Origin of the sequence: Moellerella wisconsensis (assembly GCF_022592395.1) — a bacterium.
In the GTDB taxonomy this organism is placed as follows: Bacteria; Pseudomonadota; Gammaproteobacteria; order Enterobacterales; family Enterobacteriaceae; genus Moellerella; species Moellerella wisconsensis.
Map to the genome: position 1 here is coordinate 1,430,965 of NZ_CP093242.1, position 17,082 is coordinate 1,448,046.

Here is a 17,082-nt window from a genome sequence, read left to right on the forward strand (position 1 = left end):
TATCTATTATCAGGAAAGCTGAGAGCAAACAGTGGATTTAGCCGAGGGCTATAATTTGAAGACTATTGTTCTTTCACTATAATAATAGTTTATTATTCAAAAAATGATAATAATGACATTAATTATATGTGATTAGTTACGCTAACATAGAGTAATGTTGTTTAAAATAGCTGAGAATAGGTTTTCAGCGTGGCGGAGAATCGATTTGCAAGGAAACAGGTTTATCCCCGCAGAGATAAACCTTAAAAGTTATAAAATCTTGCTTAAAAAGCTGGCGGTACGAGGATTCTGAGGGTGATTGAAAATCTGTTCCGGCGTTCCGGCTTCTTGAATAATCCCTTGATCGATAAAAAATACCCGGTCTGCAACTTCACGAGCAAATCCCATCTCATGGGTCACAATCACCATGGTCATACCTTCTGTCGCCAATGTTTTCATCACCGATAAAACTTCACCCACTAATTCAGGATCAAGAGCAGATGTCGGTTCATCGAACAATAAAATCGATGGATCCATGGCTAATGCGCGAGCAATGGCGACCCGTTGTTGCTGTCCACCAGAAAGGCTGGCAGGCCATGCATCTATTTTATCCAGTAGACCCACTTTGATTAATAATTGTTCGGCTTTCTCCAGTACCTCGGCTTTTTTCGATCCTTTAACCATCAATGGTGCCATAGTTAAATTCTCCAGCACGGTCATGTGTGGGAACAAATTAAAGCGCTGGAAGACCATTCCAAGGTTTTCGCGCATTTTATTCAGGTCAGTTTTAAGATCATGTACATTAAAACCATTGACGATGATCTCGCCGCCATCCGGACGCTCTAATGCATTTAAGCAGCGCAGAAAAGTGCTTTTTCCTGATCCAGAAGGGCCTATAACACAAACCACTTCTTGAGGTTTGATTTCACAGGAAATGCCACGCAACACATGTGATTGACCAAATTGTTTTTGTAAATTATTAACGTAAATCACTTCTGCCTAACCTTCTTTCCATATATTGAACTAACTGCGCCAGAATAAAGGTCAGCATCCAGTAAATAACTGAAATAGTTAAATACGGCTCCCAATAAGTGGCATATGCGCCGGAAACAGTACGCGCGGCGTAAGCTAAATCAGCGAGACCGATAGCCGAAGCTAATGACGAATCTTTGACAATCGCAATGGCATTATTGCCCAGCGGTGGCAGGATACGCCGAAAAGCTTGAGGCAAAATGACTTTACGCATTGTTTTCGCCCAGCTCATGCCTAAAGCGCGGGAGGCTTCCATTTGACCTTTATCAATCGATTGAATACCCGCGCGGAAAATTTCAGAAACATAAGCCCCTGAATTTAATGTAATAGCCACAATACATGAGAGAAACGCACCATAATCTGAACGTAACATTCTGGCGGTATCTATCGACATAATACCGTTGGTAACTAATAGCCCATCTCGTGGATTGATAAATAATGGAACCAGTGCGAAATGAACCACCATGATTTGTACAAACAATGGCGTACCACGAAATGCGCTAACATAAAAACGGACAGGCCATTGTACAAAAATACGCAACCCTAGTTTCCATGGGCCTTGTTCAGCGCTAGCCGTTCTGCCTAGCCCAAGGGTTAAGCCCCAGAGCGTCCCTAAAATGACACAAATAATGGTACATTTGATGGTCATTAATGCGCCTTCCGCAAATAAAGGCGCATATTCCTCGATAATTTCCCAGCGAAATCCTGTCATAACACATTCCTGATAAAATCCTATCTACCCACAGTATGGTTTAATTAATAACTTAATTATTTACTTGGTAATTCGGGGACTTGTTCATCAAACCAGTGCTGATATATTTTGGCATAGGTACCATCGGCAACGATTTTTTGTAAACCAGTATTAATTTTTTGCTGTAATTGACGATTACCTTTAGCGACGGCAATACCGAAATATTGTTTCTCAAAGTGTGGGTCGTAAATCAGTTTGAATTTTTTCTCTGGGTGAGTTTTGATATAATATTTTACCACGCCTACATCCCCGACCGCGGCATCGATTCCGTCTTCGTACAGTTCTTGCAGTAATAACGGTGTATTATCAAAGCGTTTGATTGCGGTGCTGTTTTTACCAATAATATCGGATACCACAATATCCCCAGTACTGGAATTCACCACGCCGACATTAAGTTTTTTTAATCCCTCTAAATCTGCAATTTTTGAGTTTTCACTAACGACAATCGCTTGATCTGCTGGGAAATAAGGGGCAGAAAAATCGACCATTTTCTGACGCTTATCGGTAATCGTAATACCTGAAATTAAAATATCTCTATCACCGGTCGACAGAGTGGCAAAAATACCTTCCCATGGCGTGTTGATTAATTTAATGTCGAAATCTTCTGCTTGGGCGATAGCCTTAATGATATCGATATCAAATCCTTCCAGCTGTTTTTGGCTATTTTCAAATTCAAAGGGACGATAAGTTCCGCCAGATCCAACCACATAAGTTTCTTTAGCTACCACTCCCCCTGAGAATGCCATCAGCGATAAACATCCCGCGAAAATAATTTTCTTTAACATACTAGCCTCTATTTATTCATTTTATGTGAATAAAAATACACAAGTATCTTAGGCTGTGCAATCATATTTTGTGAATTAATAATAAATTATTGAATAATAAAAAATCTTAAATTGACAGTCTTTAGTTGAGATAAGGAATGGAAAGGTAAGGAATGATAAGGTTAATTAATTCTTTCTAGAAAGGGTTTAACTCATTGTCTTATAAATTAAATAAGATGTCATTTGATTGAATACAGAGAATGATCTTGGTATTTTACGCTGAAAGTAATGATTTATTTCGATGCAAATATAAATATCCGGAGATTACTTTGTCGAATAACCCACTTTGAATATTATCAGCTATTATGTTGAGGTTATTATTGCATAATTATGAATTTTAATAGTGTTGGCTTATCGCGGGGTTAATTTTTTAACGTTCCAAGAAACCTTATACTTTATGATTAAGATTATTATATTGATCGATATATTCGCTATAAGGCTTGGCGTGCGAGTGCTGCGAGTAAAGTGCGCTCAGATAAATCAAGATATTGTCGCATAGATTCAGCGGCCTGCTGATTTTTTCCTGCATTAAGTAAGTTAAGTATTTGCGCATTTTGATCAATATAAGGAGCATGCAATAATTTTGCATCTTGCAGATGGCCAAAGGCGAGACGTAATTCGGCTGAAATATGACGATAGAGTTTAATTAATCGTTGGCTATCAGAAAGCTCCACTATCGCCATGTGAAATTGCATATTCTCACTTCCGACACCTATCCAATATTTATTTTCGGCATGAACGCGAGCATTGCTTACCGCTTGCTGCATTTTCTCGACGGCGGGGTGCATGGCATAAGCGTGTTGTAGCGCATCGCATTCTATCAGTTGTCGCACCCGATAAATGTCATTTATTGTAGCAACATCGGGAATAGACACACACACGCCACGATTTGGGGTATATGTTAACAGGCCCTCTTGAGTCAAAACGCGAAATACTTCTCTTAATGTGTTGCGTGAAATCTCAAGCTCTTCGCTCAATGCGGCTTCGGATAATCGCTGCCCCGGTATCCATTCTCCTAGCGTAATTTTATTACGCATTTTTTCTGCGATAGTGACGGCTAAGAGCTGGTTAGTATTTTGTTTTTTCATGATATTCACAGTTGCGTGGCGAAGTATATATCGGGATAAAAGTACCGGATAAGTGAACACTACAGCGAAATAGTAGGGACGGCGTCATATTCACATATTCACTAGAGCGCGGCAAGTAGGGTATCGCAAGCTGGCATTGATGCACTTTTAATTTGCACTATAACAGTGAAAAACGATGCAATTGCACCACCATAGTGCTTAGCAAGTTAGCTTAATTAACAAGCATAATAATGTTAATTAAATATTATTTTTGTTAAAAAAGTGATCGCGGTATGATTTTTAAATCTAAAAAAACGAATTAGATTGCTGATTTATTCATCATACTCTATTAATTGTTCAACAATATAACATCAATGAATTAACAATTATCAAGTCTGATAGAACAATGGCACGATAATTGCCTCTGTTATTCTACCTAGTGACCGCAAGATCCAGCTGTGCATAACTCACACAATCATAGCGTTAGCGGCAAACAATAATAAATAATCAGGAGTCTGCACATGGCAACTCAACACAAAGCAAGCCCCAGCAGTTATATAAAAGCTCGTCGCTCCTCATTGATTGCGGCCATTTTCTTAATGGCAACCTCGGCGATTGGTCCCGGATTCATTACACAAACAGCCACGTTCACAGTAACCATGGGTTCAGCTTTTGCCTTTGGTATTTTCGCCTCAATAGTGATTGATTATGTGGTTCAGCAAAATATCTGGCGCATTGTTACTTTGACTAAAATGCATGCATCCGATGTAGCAAATGCAGCGATCCCCGGCAGTGGTTATTTATTGGCCATACTGGTTATTTTTGGTGGCCTAGTATTCAATATTGGTAATATTGCGGGCGCTGGATTGGGTTTAAATGCACTAGTTGGTTTAGATCCCAAATGGGGAGGGATGATTAGTGCTTTATTGGCGATTTATATTTTTTCCTCCCGTAAAGCCAGTACAGCGATTGATAGGTTAATGATTGGGTTGGGATTAATTATGATTTTCCTTACCTTATATGTGGCCATTGTCTCTAACCCTCCTTTAGGCGAAGCCTTAAAACAGAGTGTCATGCCAGATCAGGTGGATTTTGCCACGATCACTACGATTGTCGGTGGAACGGTTGGCGGATATATCAGTTATGCCGGTGCCCATCGATTACTGGATAAGGGCGCGGTAGGGATTGAAAATATTAAAGTTGTATCGAGTGCGGCAACCAAGGGGATCATTGTGGTTGGTTTAATGCGCTATATCTTATTTTTAGCCATTCTAGGCGTGGTGGCTAGTGGGGTGACTATCGATATTTCTGGGCATGCATCAAACCCCGCATCACAGGCATTTCAAGCGGCAGCAGGGGAGTTTGGTTTGCGTATTTTCGGTCTGATCCTTTGGGCCGCTGCGTTAACTAGCGTTATCGGTGCTGCCTATACCTCGATGACATTTATTACTGTTTTTCATCGTTCAATCACTGAACGCCAGCGCAGTATTGCGACCATCATTTTCATTGCTATCTCGCTAGTGATTTATTTAATGATGGGAACCGCCCCTGCTGCATTGTTAGTCTTTGCTGGTGGATTTAATGGCTTAATTTTACCGATTGGCTTAAGTATTTTTATCTATGTCGGTTGGAAACGTGCGGATTTAATGGGCGGATATTTATACCCACGCTGGTTGTTGTGGTTAGGCGTAATTACCTGTGTATTGACTTGGTATATGGGCGCGATGTCTGTCAGTGCTATTTTCAACTATTTGAAGTAGTCAGCAGCAGAATGTATTTGATCCTCGGCGCGAATAAGCCAATACACAGAATAAGGCAGACCAAATAATGAGAAAAAGAATCGATTTAAACAGTGATTTAGGTGAAAGCTTTGGACAATGGCAAATGGGCGACGATGCAGCGATGCTGAAAATTGTTAGTAGCGCCAATATTGCTTGTGGTTTCCATGCGGGATCACCAACGGGCATTTTGGCTACTTTACGAGCAGCGATGCAGAATAATGTCGTGGTTGGCGCTCATGTGGCTTATCCCGATTTAGTCGGTTTTGGTCGGCGAAATATGGATTTGTCCTATTCAGAGCTGTTTGCGGATGTCATTTATCAAATTGGGGCATTAATTGGTTTGGCGACGACAGCGGGCACAGATGTGAGATACGTTAAACCGCACGGGGCGTTATATAACACCATCGCGCAGGATAAGCGTCAGGCGATGGCGGTTATCGACGCCATGTTAGCGCTTGATAAGCAATTAGAACTGGTGGTATTAGCCGGCTCCCCGTTAGTGCAATGGGCTAAAGATGCCGGATTAAATACGGTTGCTGAGGCTTTTGCCGACAGAGCTTACCATGCCGATGGGCGTTTAGTTTCACGCCAACAGGCTGGGGCCGTATTACATGATCCACAGCAGGTTGCTGAGCGGATGGTGCAATTAGTGCAGCAAGGCGGATTGATGTCTATTGAAGGCCAATTTACGCCAATAGAGGCTGATTCTATTTGTGTGCATGGCGATAGCCCGGGCGCGGTTGAAATGGCGCGTCAGCTACGTCTAGCTCTCGAGCAGCAAGGTATTACTGTCGGCTCATTTATCTCTGCCACCATTGTTGAGGAGGCAAAATGAGCGCACTGATGCAAGCAAGTACAGCGGCAATCGCGGCTGCCAAGGCCGCGCGCGAATCTATTCGCCATGGATTTAATCAGCCGACTGCGGGAATGGCTCCCGGCATGACACAAGCTAATATGATAGCGCTGCCAAAAGAATGGGCTTTTGATTTTTTATTGTATGCACAGCGTAATCCTCAAAGTTGTCCTATTTTAGATGTTTGTAATGCGGGAAATTGGCAAACGGTATTAGCTGAAGATGCCGATTTACGTACAGACATACCGCGTTATCGTGTTTGGCAGCAAGGTAAACTCGTCGATGAAATCACTGATGCCACTGATATTTATCACCAACATCCTGATTTAGTCACTTTTTTGATAGGGTGCAGTTTTACGTTTGAAACGCCAATGCGAGAAGCGGGTATTGAAATCCGTCATATTACAGATAAGTGTAATGTCCCCATGTATCGTACTAACCAGTTATGCCGACCCGCAGGGCGATTACAAGGTGAGCTGGTGGTTTCTATGCGCCCTATTGCCGCCGACAGAGTGGCTGACGCTGTAATGATCAGTGGGCGGTTTCCTGCAGTACACGGCAGTCCGGTGCATGTAGGGTGTCCTGAAGCGTTAGGGATCAGCGATATTATGCAGCCAGATTTTGGTGATGTCGTGCGAATTGAGGCTGGCGAGATCCCAGTATTTTGGGCCTGTGGTGTGACGCCACAAGCTGCGGTCATGAAATCTGGCGTACCTTTTGCCCTTAGTCATGCTCCCGGTTATATGTTTATTACCGATGTGCCGGATGCGGCTTACCATGTTTAGGGGGTTATTGTGCGCTTTTTACCGATAAATGATCGTGCGCTATTGGTTGAATTAACGAACTTAGAACACACGTTAGCGCTTTTTGCTGCACTAAATACTCAATCAATAGCCGGCATCGAGCAAATTATTCCGGCGGCAAAAACATTGTTAGTCCATTATTCCCCTTGGATCACTACGCCAACGCGTTTAGCGCGTCAAATTGCTCGCTGTGATTTATCCGCAAAGTTACTGAAGCAGGGTAAACATTTGGCTATTCCTGTTCATTATTGTGGCGAAGATCTGTCTGATGTCGCTGAATATTTAGGTATGACAACAGCGCAGTTGATTACTCGCCATACAGAATCTCTCTATCAGGTCGCTTTTACCGGGTTTGCTCCAGGTTTTGCCTATATGATAGCGCCGGATGCACAAATAAATGTACCACGTAGAAAGACTCCCCGAACCCGTATTCCTGCCGGTTCAGTTGCTTTAGCGGGAGAATTCAGTGGGATTTACCCGCAGGCCAGTCCCGGAGGATGGCAGTTGATTGGTAAAACAGATATGGCGATGTGGGATATTGATCGCGCCGAGCCAGCTTTATTAAAACCCGGTTATCAAGTTAGTTTCTATAATGCCGATCAAGCCCCCCCAACTATTAGTTTGCCTACGATTGATTCAACTGAAAATAGCCGTGTGTTATCTGCAACTCCAGCCTCGCAAAATACCGCGATGACCGACAAAGAAACACCGTCTTCTATCGTCGGACTCACTTTATTATCTGTTGGATTGCAAACGTTATATCAAGATGCTGGGCGTGCTGGTCAGGCGGCATTAGGAATATCCGCCTCGGGAGCTATGGATAAACAGGCGCTGCACAGTGCTAATCGTGCCGTCGGTAATCCTCCTGATACGGTGTGTTTAGAAATAACCCAAGGTGGATTTCGTGCTCAAGCCGAGTGCGATATGCTGATTGCTATCACCGGGGCAACCGGTGCTATCGAGTTGATCACGGCAGATCAACAGGTTCATGCTTTGCCCAGTTATCAGCCAGTGCATTTAGCCTGTGGTGATCAGCTGATATTGGGGCAGTTAACCTCTGGGGTTCGTCGATATTTAGCGGTACGTGGCGGCTTTGCTGTGTCTCCTATTTTGGGCAGTTGTTCTTATGATTCGCTCGCCAATGTTGGTCCTGCGCCATTAAAAGTCGGTGAGCAGATAGCAATTAACTCTCGGGTTTGGTCTTTATCTCAACACTCATCGCCGCTCTCTGCTGTTTCCTTAACTGAAATGCCGGCATTTCGTTATCCTACTAGCGAAGAGATAACGGTACTGGATATTTATCTCGGTCCGCGAACGGACTGGTTTACTGCTCAGGCGCTAGAACGGTTATTACAGCAATCTTGGCAAGTCACTCCGGCCTCTAATCGTATTGGCTTACGTTTATCCGCTGAACATGCGCTGAGTCGCAGTCAAACGCAAGAGCTCCCTAGTGAGGGAACGTGCCTCGGTGCGATCCAAGTGCCTGCAGATGGACAGCCAGTGTTATTTCTCCATGATCATCCGTTGACTGGAGGGTATCCGGTAATAGCTACTGTAGCAGAATATCATCTTGATTTAGCAGGACAAATCCCGATTAATGGCCGTATTCGCTTTAACCCGATTAGTCAATTTAATGAAATAAATAAAGGCAGCGCAAATGATGAATAATATCAATCCTTCTGTGACAACGGATAAAGTTTTAATTGCTAATCGTGGTGAGATTGCGGTACGTATTATTCGCGCTTGCCGCGACTATGGCCTTGCTTCGGTCGCGGTATATGCAGAAAGTGATTTTAATGCACTGCATGTTAAATTGGCTGATGAAGCTTATAGCTTGGCTGGTAATACCCCAGCTGATAGCTATTTAAATATTGAGAAATTAATCGCTATCGCCAAAAAATCGGGTGCTACCCTAGTTCACCCGGGGTACGGTTTTTTATCAGAGCGTGCGGAATTTGCTCGCGCAGTTCAAGAGGCCGGATTAACTTGGATTGGCCCAGAGCCAGAGACCATCGATATTTTGGGCGATAAAGTAAAAGCCCGTCAAATAGCGCTACAGGTTGGCGCGCCTTTAGTTACCGGAACGGAAGCCCCGGTAACTGATGCATCCGAAGTTGTGGCTTTTGCCCAGCAGTACGGATTACCTATCGCCATAAAAGCGGCGTTTGGTGGCGGTGGCCGTGGATTAAAAGTGGCGTGGAAATTAGAGGAAGTGGAAGAGCTATATCATTCAGCGGTCAGAGAAGCGACAGTTGCATTTGGACGCGGTGAATGTTTTATCGAACAATTTTTACATAACCCACGCCATATAGAAGCGCAGGTTATTGCGGATAAGCAGGGGAATGTCGTGGTGGTGGGAACCCGAGATTGTTCTTTGCAACGCCGAAATCAGAAGCTAGTTGAAGAAGCTCCCGCTCCTTTTTTAACCGACTACCAGCGTGACAGCATCCACCAAGCATCTAAAGCTATTTGTGCTAAGGCGGGTTATGTTGGAGCTGGTACGGTCGAATTTTTATTGAGCCAAGATGGAACGCTGTCTTTTCTTGAAGTGAATACACGCCTACAAGTTGAGCACCCTGTCACTGAAGAAACCGCGGGGGTCGATCTGGTTATTGAGCAGCTGCGAGTGGCTCAAGGATTACCATTGAGTATCACCGAAACTCCTGTGCCGCGTGGTCATGCCTTTGAGTTTCGAATTAACGCTGAAGATGCAGGGAATGGATTTTTACCCACACCGGGTAAAATCACCCATTTTTTAATGCCTTCTGGTCCAGGGATCCGTGTCGATAGTGGAGTAGAGCAGGGGTCAGTTATTCCTGGCACTTTTGATTCATTGATGGCGAAACTAATTGTGACCGGGGCGACGCGTGAACAAGCCTTGGCGAGAGCCCGTCGCGCCTTAGCCGAGTGTCAGATTGAAGGTGTTGCGTCGGTATTGCCTTTTCATCAAGCCATCGTTGAACAATCAGATTTTAAACATGATTTTGCGGTGCATACCCAGTGGATTGAAACTGAGTTTTCGGTGCAAATTCCCGCGGCTAAACGATATTTACCTTCATCAGCTGAACAGTTAACGCATACATTAATTGAAATTGATGGCAAGCGGCATAGCTTAGCGCTGCCTGCTTTGCTGTTGAATGGACTAGCGGCGCAATCTACGAGCCATAACTTAGCTGAATGGCCTCAGTCCAGTGCAGTTTCTGAATCAAAAAATAGGGTTGAAGCGCCTATTTCCGGGATCTTGTTTAACTGGTTGGTGGCAGAAGGCACACATGTTGAAAAAGGCGAGGTGATTGCGATTATGGAGGCGATGAAAATGGAGGTTCAGGTGATAGCACCTAAGTCAGGCCAATTAAAACACGGTGTGCCTAAAGGCGAATTTATTCATGCAGAAAGCCAAATAGCTCAGATTATTTAATCTTATATCATCGGTATTAATAGCCTAGCGGGTTAATTCTATATCTCGCCATATCGAGATGAATTAAAAGTTAGCAGTCAAAAGTTAAAAGTCCATGCGTGACTGGTTTATCACGATAAGATACAGCGATAAAAATGGGCCGCATATCGATAAAAAAGGAGAAAAGCTATAATGCTTTTCTCCTTTTGGCATAACAATTAATTATGCCTATTTAATTAATTTACTTCTGGAAACGTTAGGGTCTGACCAGGCGCTTCACGGCTTAAGTGAATGAAGTTTAAATGTTTTTCATATTGATCAAGAATATCGCTGATCACTTGCTCTTTTGTATAGTCCATCAAATCATTACCTTGTGTGCCTTCCATTAAGAAAGTCTCTAACCGGTAATAATGCGATTTACCGGAGCGTGCGCGATAAGTGAAACCGGGCACAGAATAGTGCTGTGGCCAGATTTGATAGACAAAGTTTTGCTCTTCTCCTAAAGAGACAATTAGCTCTAGGCGATAAAGTCTTTCGCCGTTTTCTGCTGGTAATTCAGAGAATTGTACATCCGCACCGCGCAGTGACAACTCTTTAGCAACGTCTTGCATTGCTGGGCGACAGACTAAATCTAGCATCCGTTGGGTATATTTTGTACCGGGGAAATTCATCACTCGGCTAATGCGCTGTTTCCAATTCAGCGTACCATTGCCATACGTTGGCGTAGGGGCGGTGGTATTTAGCGAGCTTACACGGCGGAAATCTTCGACCCGTAGCGATTTATACAATCCGGCCATCACGAAGAAAATCACGAAACTGAACGGTAAGCCCATAATCACGGTGGTATTTTGTAACGCAGAAATACCGTCGGTCATCAGCATACCGAGCGTCAGAATACCAATCGCTAGCGACCAGAAAATTCTTAGCCAATTAGGGGCTTCGCTATTAATATCACTCAGCTCCGAAGTGAAGTTACCCAAGACTAGAGAACCCGAGTCGGCGGAGGTTACATAGAATAATAAGCCGGTAATAGTGGCGACTGAGGCACTTAATCCAAAGCCGGGATACAGCTCTAACAATGAATAGAATCCACGTTCAGGATAGGCTAATACGGTTTCTGCAAGTTCTTTGTTACCGTGCATAATTTCATATAGCGCACTGTTACCAAATATGGATAACCATAACAGGGTAAAAACGAACGGAATAATTAAGGTACCCATCACAAATTGACGAATAGTCCGTCCGCGCGAAATGCGCGCTAAAAATAGCCCAACAAACGGTGACCAAGCGACCCACCATGCCCAGAAAAACAGCGTCCAGCTATTCATCCATTCGGTTGGTCTGTCAAAGGCAAAGCTGTTTAATGTCATCCCCATAAAGCGATTAGTATAATCGCCGACATTCTGCACTAATCCATTGAGTAAAAACTCAGTATCGCCGACATATAAAACAAAGATGATTAATCCTAAGGCGAGCAATACATTCACTTCGGACAGAACACGGATCCCTTTGTTAACGCCTGACGTTACCGAAATAATCGCCATGATCACCGATAACAAAATTAAACCACTTTGTACGGCTAATCCTTCAGGAAAGTCGAATAAGACTTTTAGCCCATAATTGAGCTGTACTACGCCGATACCTAAAGTGGTGGCGATACCGAAAATAGTTCCGATAACTGCTGCAATATCAACGGTATGCCCTATAGGGCCATAAATACGCTGTCCAAAAATAGGATACAAAGCAGAACGAATAGTTAAGGGTAAATTATAACGATAACTAAAGTAACCAAGTGCGATGCCCATGAGTGCGTACATAGACCAGCCCGTCAGGCCATAGTGGAAGAGTGTCCACACCATCGCCTGACGAGCTGCTTCTACGGTTTCACCTTCGCCTGTGGGCGGCAGCATATATTGAGTAACTGGTTCTGCTACAGAGAAAAACATTAAATCTATGCCAATCCCAGCAGCAAACAACATCGCCGCCCAGCTGATCATACTGAATTCGGGTTTTGATTGCTCGGGGCCCAATTTGATATTACCGAAACGTGATGTCGCGATAAAGATAACAAAAACAATATATAAGGTTGCAGCGAGCAGATAGTACCAGCCAAATGTTTTTGATACCCAGCCCAGTGTCTTAACGATCCATACATTTGCTGTATCTGTAGCCAATATTGTAAATAATGCGAACAAAAGGATCAGTCCGGCAGAAGTAAAAAACACCACGCAATTTAATTTATCCTTTTGTGGTTTTTTTGAACTGTTCTGTGTGTTCATTTTGCAGTTCCTGAATTTGTTGGTAAAAGAATGAAAAGATAAAAAATTCAATTAACTTATTGAATATTAATCAAAACATTTAAATTTCCAGATGCAAAACAGCCTATCTTTGTAAACCATTTGTAATAAAAGATATGTAATATTGATTGAACATTCAATAAAAAAAAAGTTTAATGGAGTAAGACAAAATGATTTTTCGGGTTAAAAAGCATGCCAAAAGTTGGAATTCAGTCGATTCGTAAACAGCAATTAATCCAGGCAACTTTAGAAGTTATTAATGAAGTCGGTATGCAGGAAGCCAGTATTGCGTTGATTGCGCGTAAAGCTGGCGTATCCAATGGCATTATTAGCCATTACTTCAAGGATAAGAACGGCTTACTTGAAGCCAGTATGCGGTATATCCAGTATCAATTAGGTTTTGCTGTTGCTATCCGCTTACGTTTGCTGGAAGACAGTTCGCCAGCGATGCGATTAAGGGCGATTGTCGCGGCTAACTTTGATCCTAGCCAAACCAGTGGTCCAGCGGTGAAAACTTGGTTAGCGTTTTGGGCCAGCAGTATGCATCAGCCCAATCTTTATCGTTTACAACAAGTGAATGATAGGCGGCTTTACTCGAATTTATGCGCTGAATTTGCGCGTGTGATGGACAAACCCCACGCCAGACAGGCTGCCAAAGGATTAGCTGCACTTATCGATGGCTTATGGCTACGGAGTGCATTGAACAAAAAACCGTTTCAGCCGGATGAGGCGATAACTATCGCTAATCATTATATCGACACGCAATTGGCTAAATACGGCAAGTCTTAAAGGAGAAATAATGCAGGTTACTGAATTAAAAAAACTTTATATCCATGGTGCTTATGTTGATAGTATCTGTCCGGAACATAACACATTTGAAGCGATTAACCCTGCCAATGGTCAGGTAATTGCGACTCTGCAATCCGCTGCGCCTGAAGATGTTGAACATGCGGTGGAAAGTGCGCACAGTGGGCAAAAAGTTTGGGCGGCGATGAGCGCGATGGAACGCTCGCGTATTTTGCGCCGTGCGGTTGATATTCTACGCCAACGTAATGAAGAACTAGCCCAATTAGAAACATTAGATACTGGGAAAGCAATTTCTGAAACTGAAGCGGTTGATATTGTTACTGGCGCTGATGTGCTGGAATATTATGCTGGCTTGATCCCGATGCTCGAAGGCCAGCAGATCCCGTTAGGGGAAAACACCTTGGCTTATACCCGTCGTGAACCTTTAGGCGTGGTAGCTGGTATTGGCGCATGGAATTATCCTATTCAGATAGCTTTATGGAAATCGGCTCCGGCATTAGCCGCGGGAAATGCGATGATCTTTAAGCCCAGTGAAGTCACCTCGTTGACGGCACTTAAGTTAGCTGAAATTTATACCGAGGCAGGAGTTCCTGATGGCGTATTTAATGTTTTAACAGGGACCGGCGCTCAAGTGGGACAATGGCTAACTGAGCATCCTAATATCGCCAAAGTGTCATTTACCGGGGGGGTTGTTACCGGTAAAAAAGTGATGGCAAGTGCATCTGCTTCTAGCTTAAAAGATGTCACTATGGAACTGGGCGGTAAATCGCCGCTGATTATTTTTGAGGACGCTGATCTCGATAAAGCCGCAGATATCGCCATGATGGCTAATTTTTATAGCTCAGGACAGGTATGCACCAATGGTACTCGGGTATTTATTCCTGACGCATTAAAATCGCGTTTTGAACAAAAAATCATTGAGCGTGTACAGCGTATTCGTATAGGCGAGCCGACGGATCCAGAGACTAATTTTGGTCCATTAGTCAGCTTTCAACATATGGAACGTGTGCTGCAATATATTGATAGCGGTAAACAGCAGGGCGCAAAATTGCTGTGCGGTGGTCATCGTTTAACAGAAGGCGCATTGGCGCATGGAGCGTATGTTGCACCGACTGTTTTTACTGATTGCACCGATGAGATGAAAATTACCCAAGAAGAAATTTTTGGCCCTGTGATGAGTATTTTAAGCTATCAAAGTGAATCAGAAGTAATCAGCCGCGCAAATAATACGTTGTATGGTTTAGCCGCAGGAATTGTAACTCCAGATTTAGCCCAAGCCCATCGTGTTATCCATCAATTGGAGGCTGGAATTTGTTGGATTAATACTTGGGGGGGATCACCCGCTGAAGTTCCGGTGGGTGGATATAAACACTCCGGTGTTGGCCGCGAAAATGGCATTGTCACTTTACAAAATTATACCCAAATAAAATCTATCCAAGTTGAATTAGGAGATTTTGAATCGGTTTTTTAAATTATCTATTAACTCATAATGACTGAAACAGAGGAGATAACAATGGACTATGATTACATTATTATCGGTGCTGGTTCAGCCGGTAACGTTCTTGCTACCCGCTTGACAGAAGATCCTAATGTTACTGTGCTGCTACTGGAAGCGGGAGGCCCGGATTATCGTGTTGATTTCCGGACTCAAATGCCTGCGGCTTTAGCTTACCCTTTGCAGGGAACACGATATAACTGGGCTTATGAAACAGATCCTGAGCCTCATATGAACAACCGTCGTATGGAGTGTGGGCGAGGAAAAGGTCTCGGAGGTTCCTCATTAATCAATGGCATGTGTTATATCCGCGGTAATGCCATGGATTTTGACAATTGGGCGAAAACGCCGGGCCTTGAAGATTGGCGCTATGCCGAATGTTTACCTTATTTCCGCAAAGCAGAAACCCGTGATATTGGCCCTAACGACTATCATGGCGGCGAAGGTCCCGTGAGTGTGACCACACCAAAAAATGGCAATAATGTATTATTTCATGCCATGGTTGAGGCCGGAGTTCAAGCCGGTTATCCGCAAACGGATGATCTTAATGGCTATCAACAAGAAGGCTTTGGTCCGATGGACAGAACGGTAACCCCGAAAGGTCGCCGTGCTAGCACTGCCAGAGGATATCTTGATCAAGCGCGTAAACGCAGTAATTTAACCATAGTTACTCACGCTACCACTGATATTATTGAATTTGAAGGCAAAACAGCCAAAGGCGTGCGTTATTTTATTGGTGAAAGTAATACACCAGTGCAGGCTCAAGCGAGAAAAGAAGTGTTGCTATGTGCGGGAGCGATTGCCTCGCCACAAATATTACAACGTTCAGGTATTGGTCCGCAGCAAGTATTGCAACAATTTAATATTCCTGAGGTACAGGTATTACCGGGAGTCGGGCAGAATTTACAAGATCATCTGGAAATGTATCTCCAGTATGAATGTAAACAGCCCGTATCTTTGTATCCAGCATTAAAATGGTACAATCAGCCGATGATTGGCGCTGAATGGTTATTCAAAGGCACGGGCATTGGTGCGAGCAATCAATTTGAAGCCGGGGGATTTATTCGCTCTAGCGATAAATTTGATTGGCCAAATATTCAGTTCCACTTTTTGCCTGTAGCGGTGAACTATAATGGCAGTAATGCAATTAATCAGCATAGTTTTCAAGCACATGTTGGTTCAATGCGTTCGCCTAGTCGCGGTCGTGTAACTTTAAAATCACGCGACCCACGTCAACATCCGAGTATTTTGTTCAATTACATGTCGACGGAGCAAGATTGGGAAGAGTTCAGAGCGGCTATTCGTATTACTCGTGAAATTATGTCACAACCGGCGCTGGATGCGTATCGCGGTGAAGAAATTAAGCCGGGTAAACATATTCAGAGCGATGAAGAATTGGATGCCTTTGTCCGAGAATGTGCGGAAACCGCCTTCCATCCGTGTGGTAGTTGTAAAATGGGCACTGACGAAATGGCGGTTGTTGATGGTTCTGGTAAGGTTTATGGTGTTGAAAACCTCCGGGTTGTTGACGCATCAATTATGCCACAAATTATAACCGGTAATTTAAATGCCACGACAATTATGATCGCTGAAAAAATGGCCGATAAAATTCGTGGTCATCAACCATTAGCCGCCAGTACGGCGGACTATTTTGTGGCTAATTCATGATAGGTTGTAACGCTAGCTAATCGTATTAGTATTGATGTGGTTTGATAACTGGGCATAATAATGCTGTTTGATAATTTTGCTAGCGTTAACTGAATGCCTCATAAAAGACTGCAAGTTACCTGTGTTATTCTGATGCAAAAGAGTATCATTTTTGAGTAGCTTGCAGTTCTTCTTCTGTCTATTTAACCTATCAACTTCGGCTCCTATCTATCATCTCTCTCGTATTTTGTCATTTTCCATTATGCTTTTAATCGCGCGAAGAGTTATCTCTCAAGTTTTATTTCTCAGATAATAATGAATTTCGATGTTATTTAATATTTTACGTTAT

The 17,082-nt window shown here is 43.4% G+C and carries 13 protein-coding genes; 8 read left to right on the forward strand and 5 right to left on the reverse strand.

Annotation, left to right across the window (positions count from 1 at the left end):
* Positions 1 to 249: 249 nt before the first annotated feature.
* The 4 genes from MNY66_RS06410 to MNY66_RS06425 all read right to left on the reverse strand — a co-directional run bounded on the left by MNY66_RS06410 (position 250) and on the right by MNY66_RS06425 (position 3,674).
* The gene (locus MNY66_RS06410) at positions 250 to 972 is read right to left on the reverse strand and encodes an amino acid ABC transporter ATP-binding protein (RefSeq protein ID WP_241501731.1); all 723 of its coding nucleotides are present in this window, start codon (positions 970 to 972) and stop codon (positions 250 to 252) included.
* The gene (locus tag MNY66_RS06415) at positions 959 to 1,723 is read right to left on the reverse strand and encodes an amino acid ABC transporter permease (protein WP_047256616.1); all 765 of its coding nucleotides are present in this window, start codon (positions 1,721 to 1,723) and stop codon (positions 959 to 961) included. Before MNY66_RS06415 ends, MNY66_RS06410 begins: the two co-directional genes overlap by 14 nt.
* A 56-nt stretch (positions 1,724 to 1,779) precedes the next feature.
* Positions 1,780 to 2,547: a basic amino acid ABC transporter substrate-binding protein gene (locus tag MNY66_RS06420; protein ID WP_420915515.1), complete on the reverse strand. Its 768-nt coding sequence runs from the start codon at positions 2,545 to 2,547 to the stop codon at positions 1,780 to 1,782.
* A gap of 470 nt (positions 2,548 to 3,017) precedes the next feature.
* Entirely contained in the window at positions 3,018 to 3,674 is a 657-nt protein-coding gene (locus tag MNY66_RS06425; RefSeq protein WP_047256618.1) for a GntR family transcriptional regulator, read from the reverse strand.
* Between the two features lie 500 nt (positions 3,675 to 4,174).
* Here MNY66_RS06425 and MNY66_RS06430 point away from each other — a divergent pair, with 500 nt between their 5' ends.
* From MNY66_RS06430 to MNY66_RS06450, 5 genes are all read left to right on the forward strand, one after another.
* Positions 4,175 to 5,413 carry an NRAMP family divalent metal transporter gene (locus MNY66_RS06430; RefSeq protein ID WP_047256619.1) on the forward strand — a complete coding sequence of 413 codons (1,239 nt, stop codon included), beginning with the start codon at positions 4,175 to 4,177 and terminating at the stop codon, positions 5,411 to 5,413.
* A gap of 67 nt (positions 5,414 to 5,480) precedes the next feature.
* Positions 5,481 to 6,269, forward strand: a complete 789-nt coding sequence (locus MNY66_RS06435) for a LamB/YcsF family protein (RefSeq protein ID WP_241501732.1) — start codon at positions 5,481 to 5,483, stop codon at positions 6,267 to 6,269.
* Positions 6,266 to 7,072 carry a putative hydro-lyase gene (locus tag MNY66_RS06440; protein ID WP_241501733.1) on the forward strand — a complete coding sequence of 269 codons (807 nt, stop codon included), beginning with the start codon at positions 6,266 to 6,268 and terminating at the stop codon, positions 7,070 to 7,072. Before MNY66_RS06435 ends, MNY66_RS06440 begins: the two co-directional genes overlap by 4 nt.
* Positions 7,073 to 7,081: 9 nt before the next feature.
* Positions 7,082 to 8,758: a 5-oxoprolinase subunit B/C family protein gene (locus MNY66_RS06445; protein ID WP_241501734.1), complete on the forward strand. Its 1,677-nt coding sequence runs from the start codon at positions 7,082 to 7,084 to the stop codon at positions 8,756 to 8,758.
* Complete coding sequence (locus MNY66_RS06450) at positions 8,751 to 10,508, forward strand: acetyl/propionyl/methylcrotonyl-CoA carboxylase subunit alpha (RefSeq protein ID WP_241501869.1); 1,758 nt, start codon at positions 8,751 to 8,753, stop codon at positions 10,506 to 10,508. Before MNY66_RS06445 ends, MNY66_RS06450 begins: the two co-directional genes overlap by 8 nt.
* A 215-nt stretch (positions 10,509 to 10,723) precedes the next feature.
* Here MNY66_RS06450 and MNY66_RS06455 read toward each other — a convergent pair whose 3' ends face one another.
* Positions 10,724 to 12,766: a choline transporter gene (locus MNY66_RS06455; protein ID WP_047256623.1), complete on the reverse strand. Its 2,043-nt coding sequence runs from the start codon at positions 12,764 to 12,766 to the stop codon at positions 10,724 to 10,726.
* A 210-nt stretch (positions 12,767 to 12,976) separates the two neighbouring features.
* Between MNY66_RS06455 and betI the strand changes: the two genes are divergently transcribed.
* From betI to betA, 3 genes are read left to right on the forward strand one after another with little or no spacing between them, the layout of a single operon-like run.
* Positions 12,977 to 13,573 (forward strand): transcriptional regulator BetI, encoded by a 597-nt coding sequence (gene betI / locus MNY66_RS06460; RefSeq protein WP_047256624.1) that lies wholly within the window; start codon positions 12,977 to 12,979, stop codon positions 13,571 to 13,573.
* A gap of 10 nt (positions 13,574 to 13,583) precedes the next feature.
* Positions 13,584 to 15,062, forward strand: a complete 1,479-nt coding sequence (gene betB, locus MNY66_RS06465) for a betaine-aldehyde dehydrogenase (RefSeq protein WP_241501735.1) — start codon at positions 13,584 to 13,586, stop codon at positions 15,060 to 15,062.
* 42 nt (positions 15,063 to 15,104) lie between these two features.
* Complete coding sequence (gene betA / locus MNY66_RS06470; RefSeq protein ID WP_047256626.1) at positions 15,105 to 16,754, forward strand: choline dehydrogenase; 1,650 nt, start codon at positions 15,105 to 15,107, stop codon at positions 16,752 to 16,754.
* Positions 16,755 to 17,082 lie beyond the last annotated feature (328 nt).

Coding starts and splice junctions, on each gene's coding strand:
- MNY66_RS06415 (WP_047256616.1), bottom strand. CDS start 1,723: ATGACAGGATTTCGCTGGGAAATTATCGAGGAATATGCGCCTTTATTT.
- MNY66_RS06440 (WP_241501733.1), top strand. CDS start 6,266: ATGAGCGCACTGATGCAAGCAAGTACAGCGGCAATCGCGGCTGCCAAG.
- MNY66_RS06455 (WP_047256623.1), bottom strand. CDS start 12,766: ATGAACACACAGAACAGTTCAAAAAAACCACAAAAGGATAAATTAAAT.
- MNY66_RS06420 (WP_420915515.1), bottom strand. CDS start 2,547: ATGTTAAAGAAAATTATTTTCGCGGGATGTTTATCGCTGATGGCATTC.
- betI (WP_047256624.1), top strand. CDS start 12,977: ATGCCAAAAGTTGGAATTCAGTCGATTCGTAAACAGCAATTAATCCAG.
- betB (WP_241501735.1), top strand. CDS start 13,584: ATGCAGGTTACTGAATTAAAAAAACTTTATATCCATGGTGCTTATGTT.
- MNY66_RS06450 (WP_241501869.1), top strand. CDS start 8,751: ATGAATAATATCAATCCTTCTGTGACAACGGATAAAGTTTTAATTGCT.
- MNY66_RS06430 (WP_047256619.1), top strand. CDS start 4,175: ATGGCAACTCAACACAAAGCAAGCCCCAGCAGTTATATAAAAGCTCGT.
- betA (WP_047256626.1), top strand. CDS start 15,105: ATGGACTATGATTACATTATTATCGGTGCTGGTTCAGCCGGTAACGTT.
- MNY66_RS06425 (WP_047256618.1), bottom strand. CDS start 3,674: ATGAAAAAACAAAATACTAACCAGCTCTTAGCCGTCACTATCGCAGAA.
- MNY66_RS06435 (WP_241501732.1), top strand. CDS start 5,481: ATGAGAAAAAGAATCGATTTAAACAGTGATTTAGGTGAAAGCTTTGGA.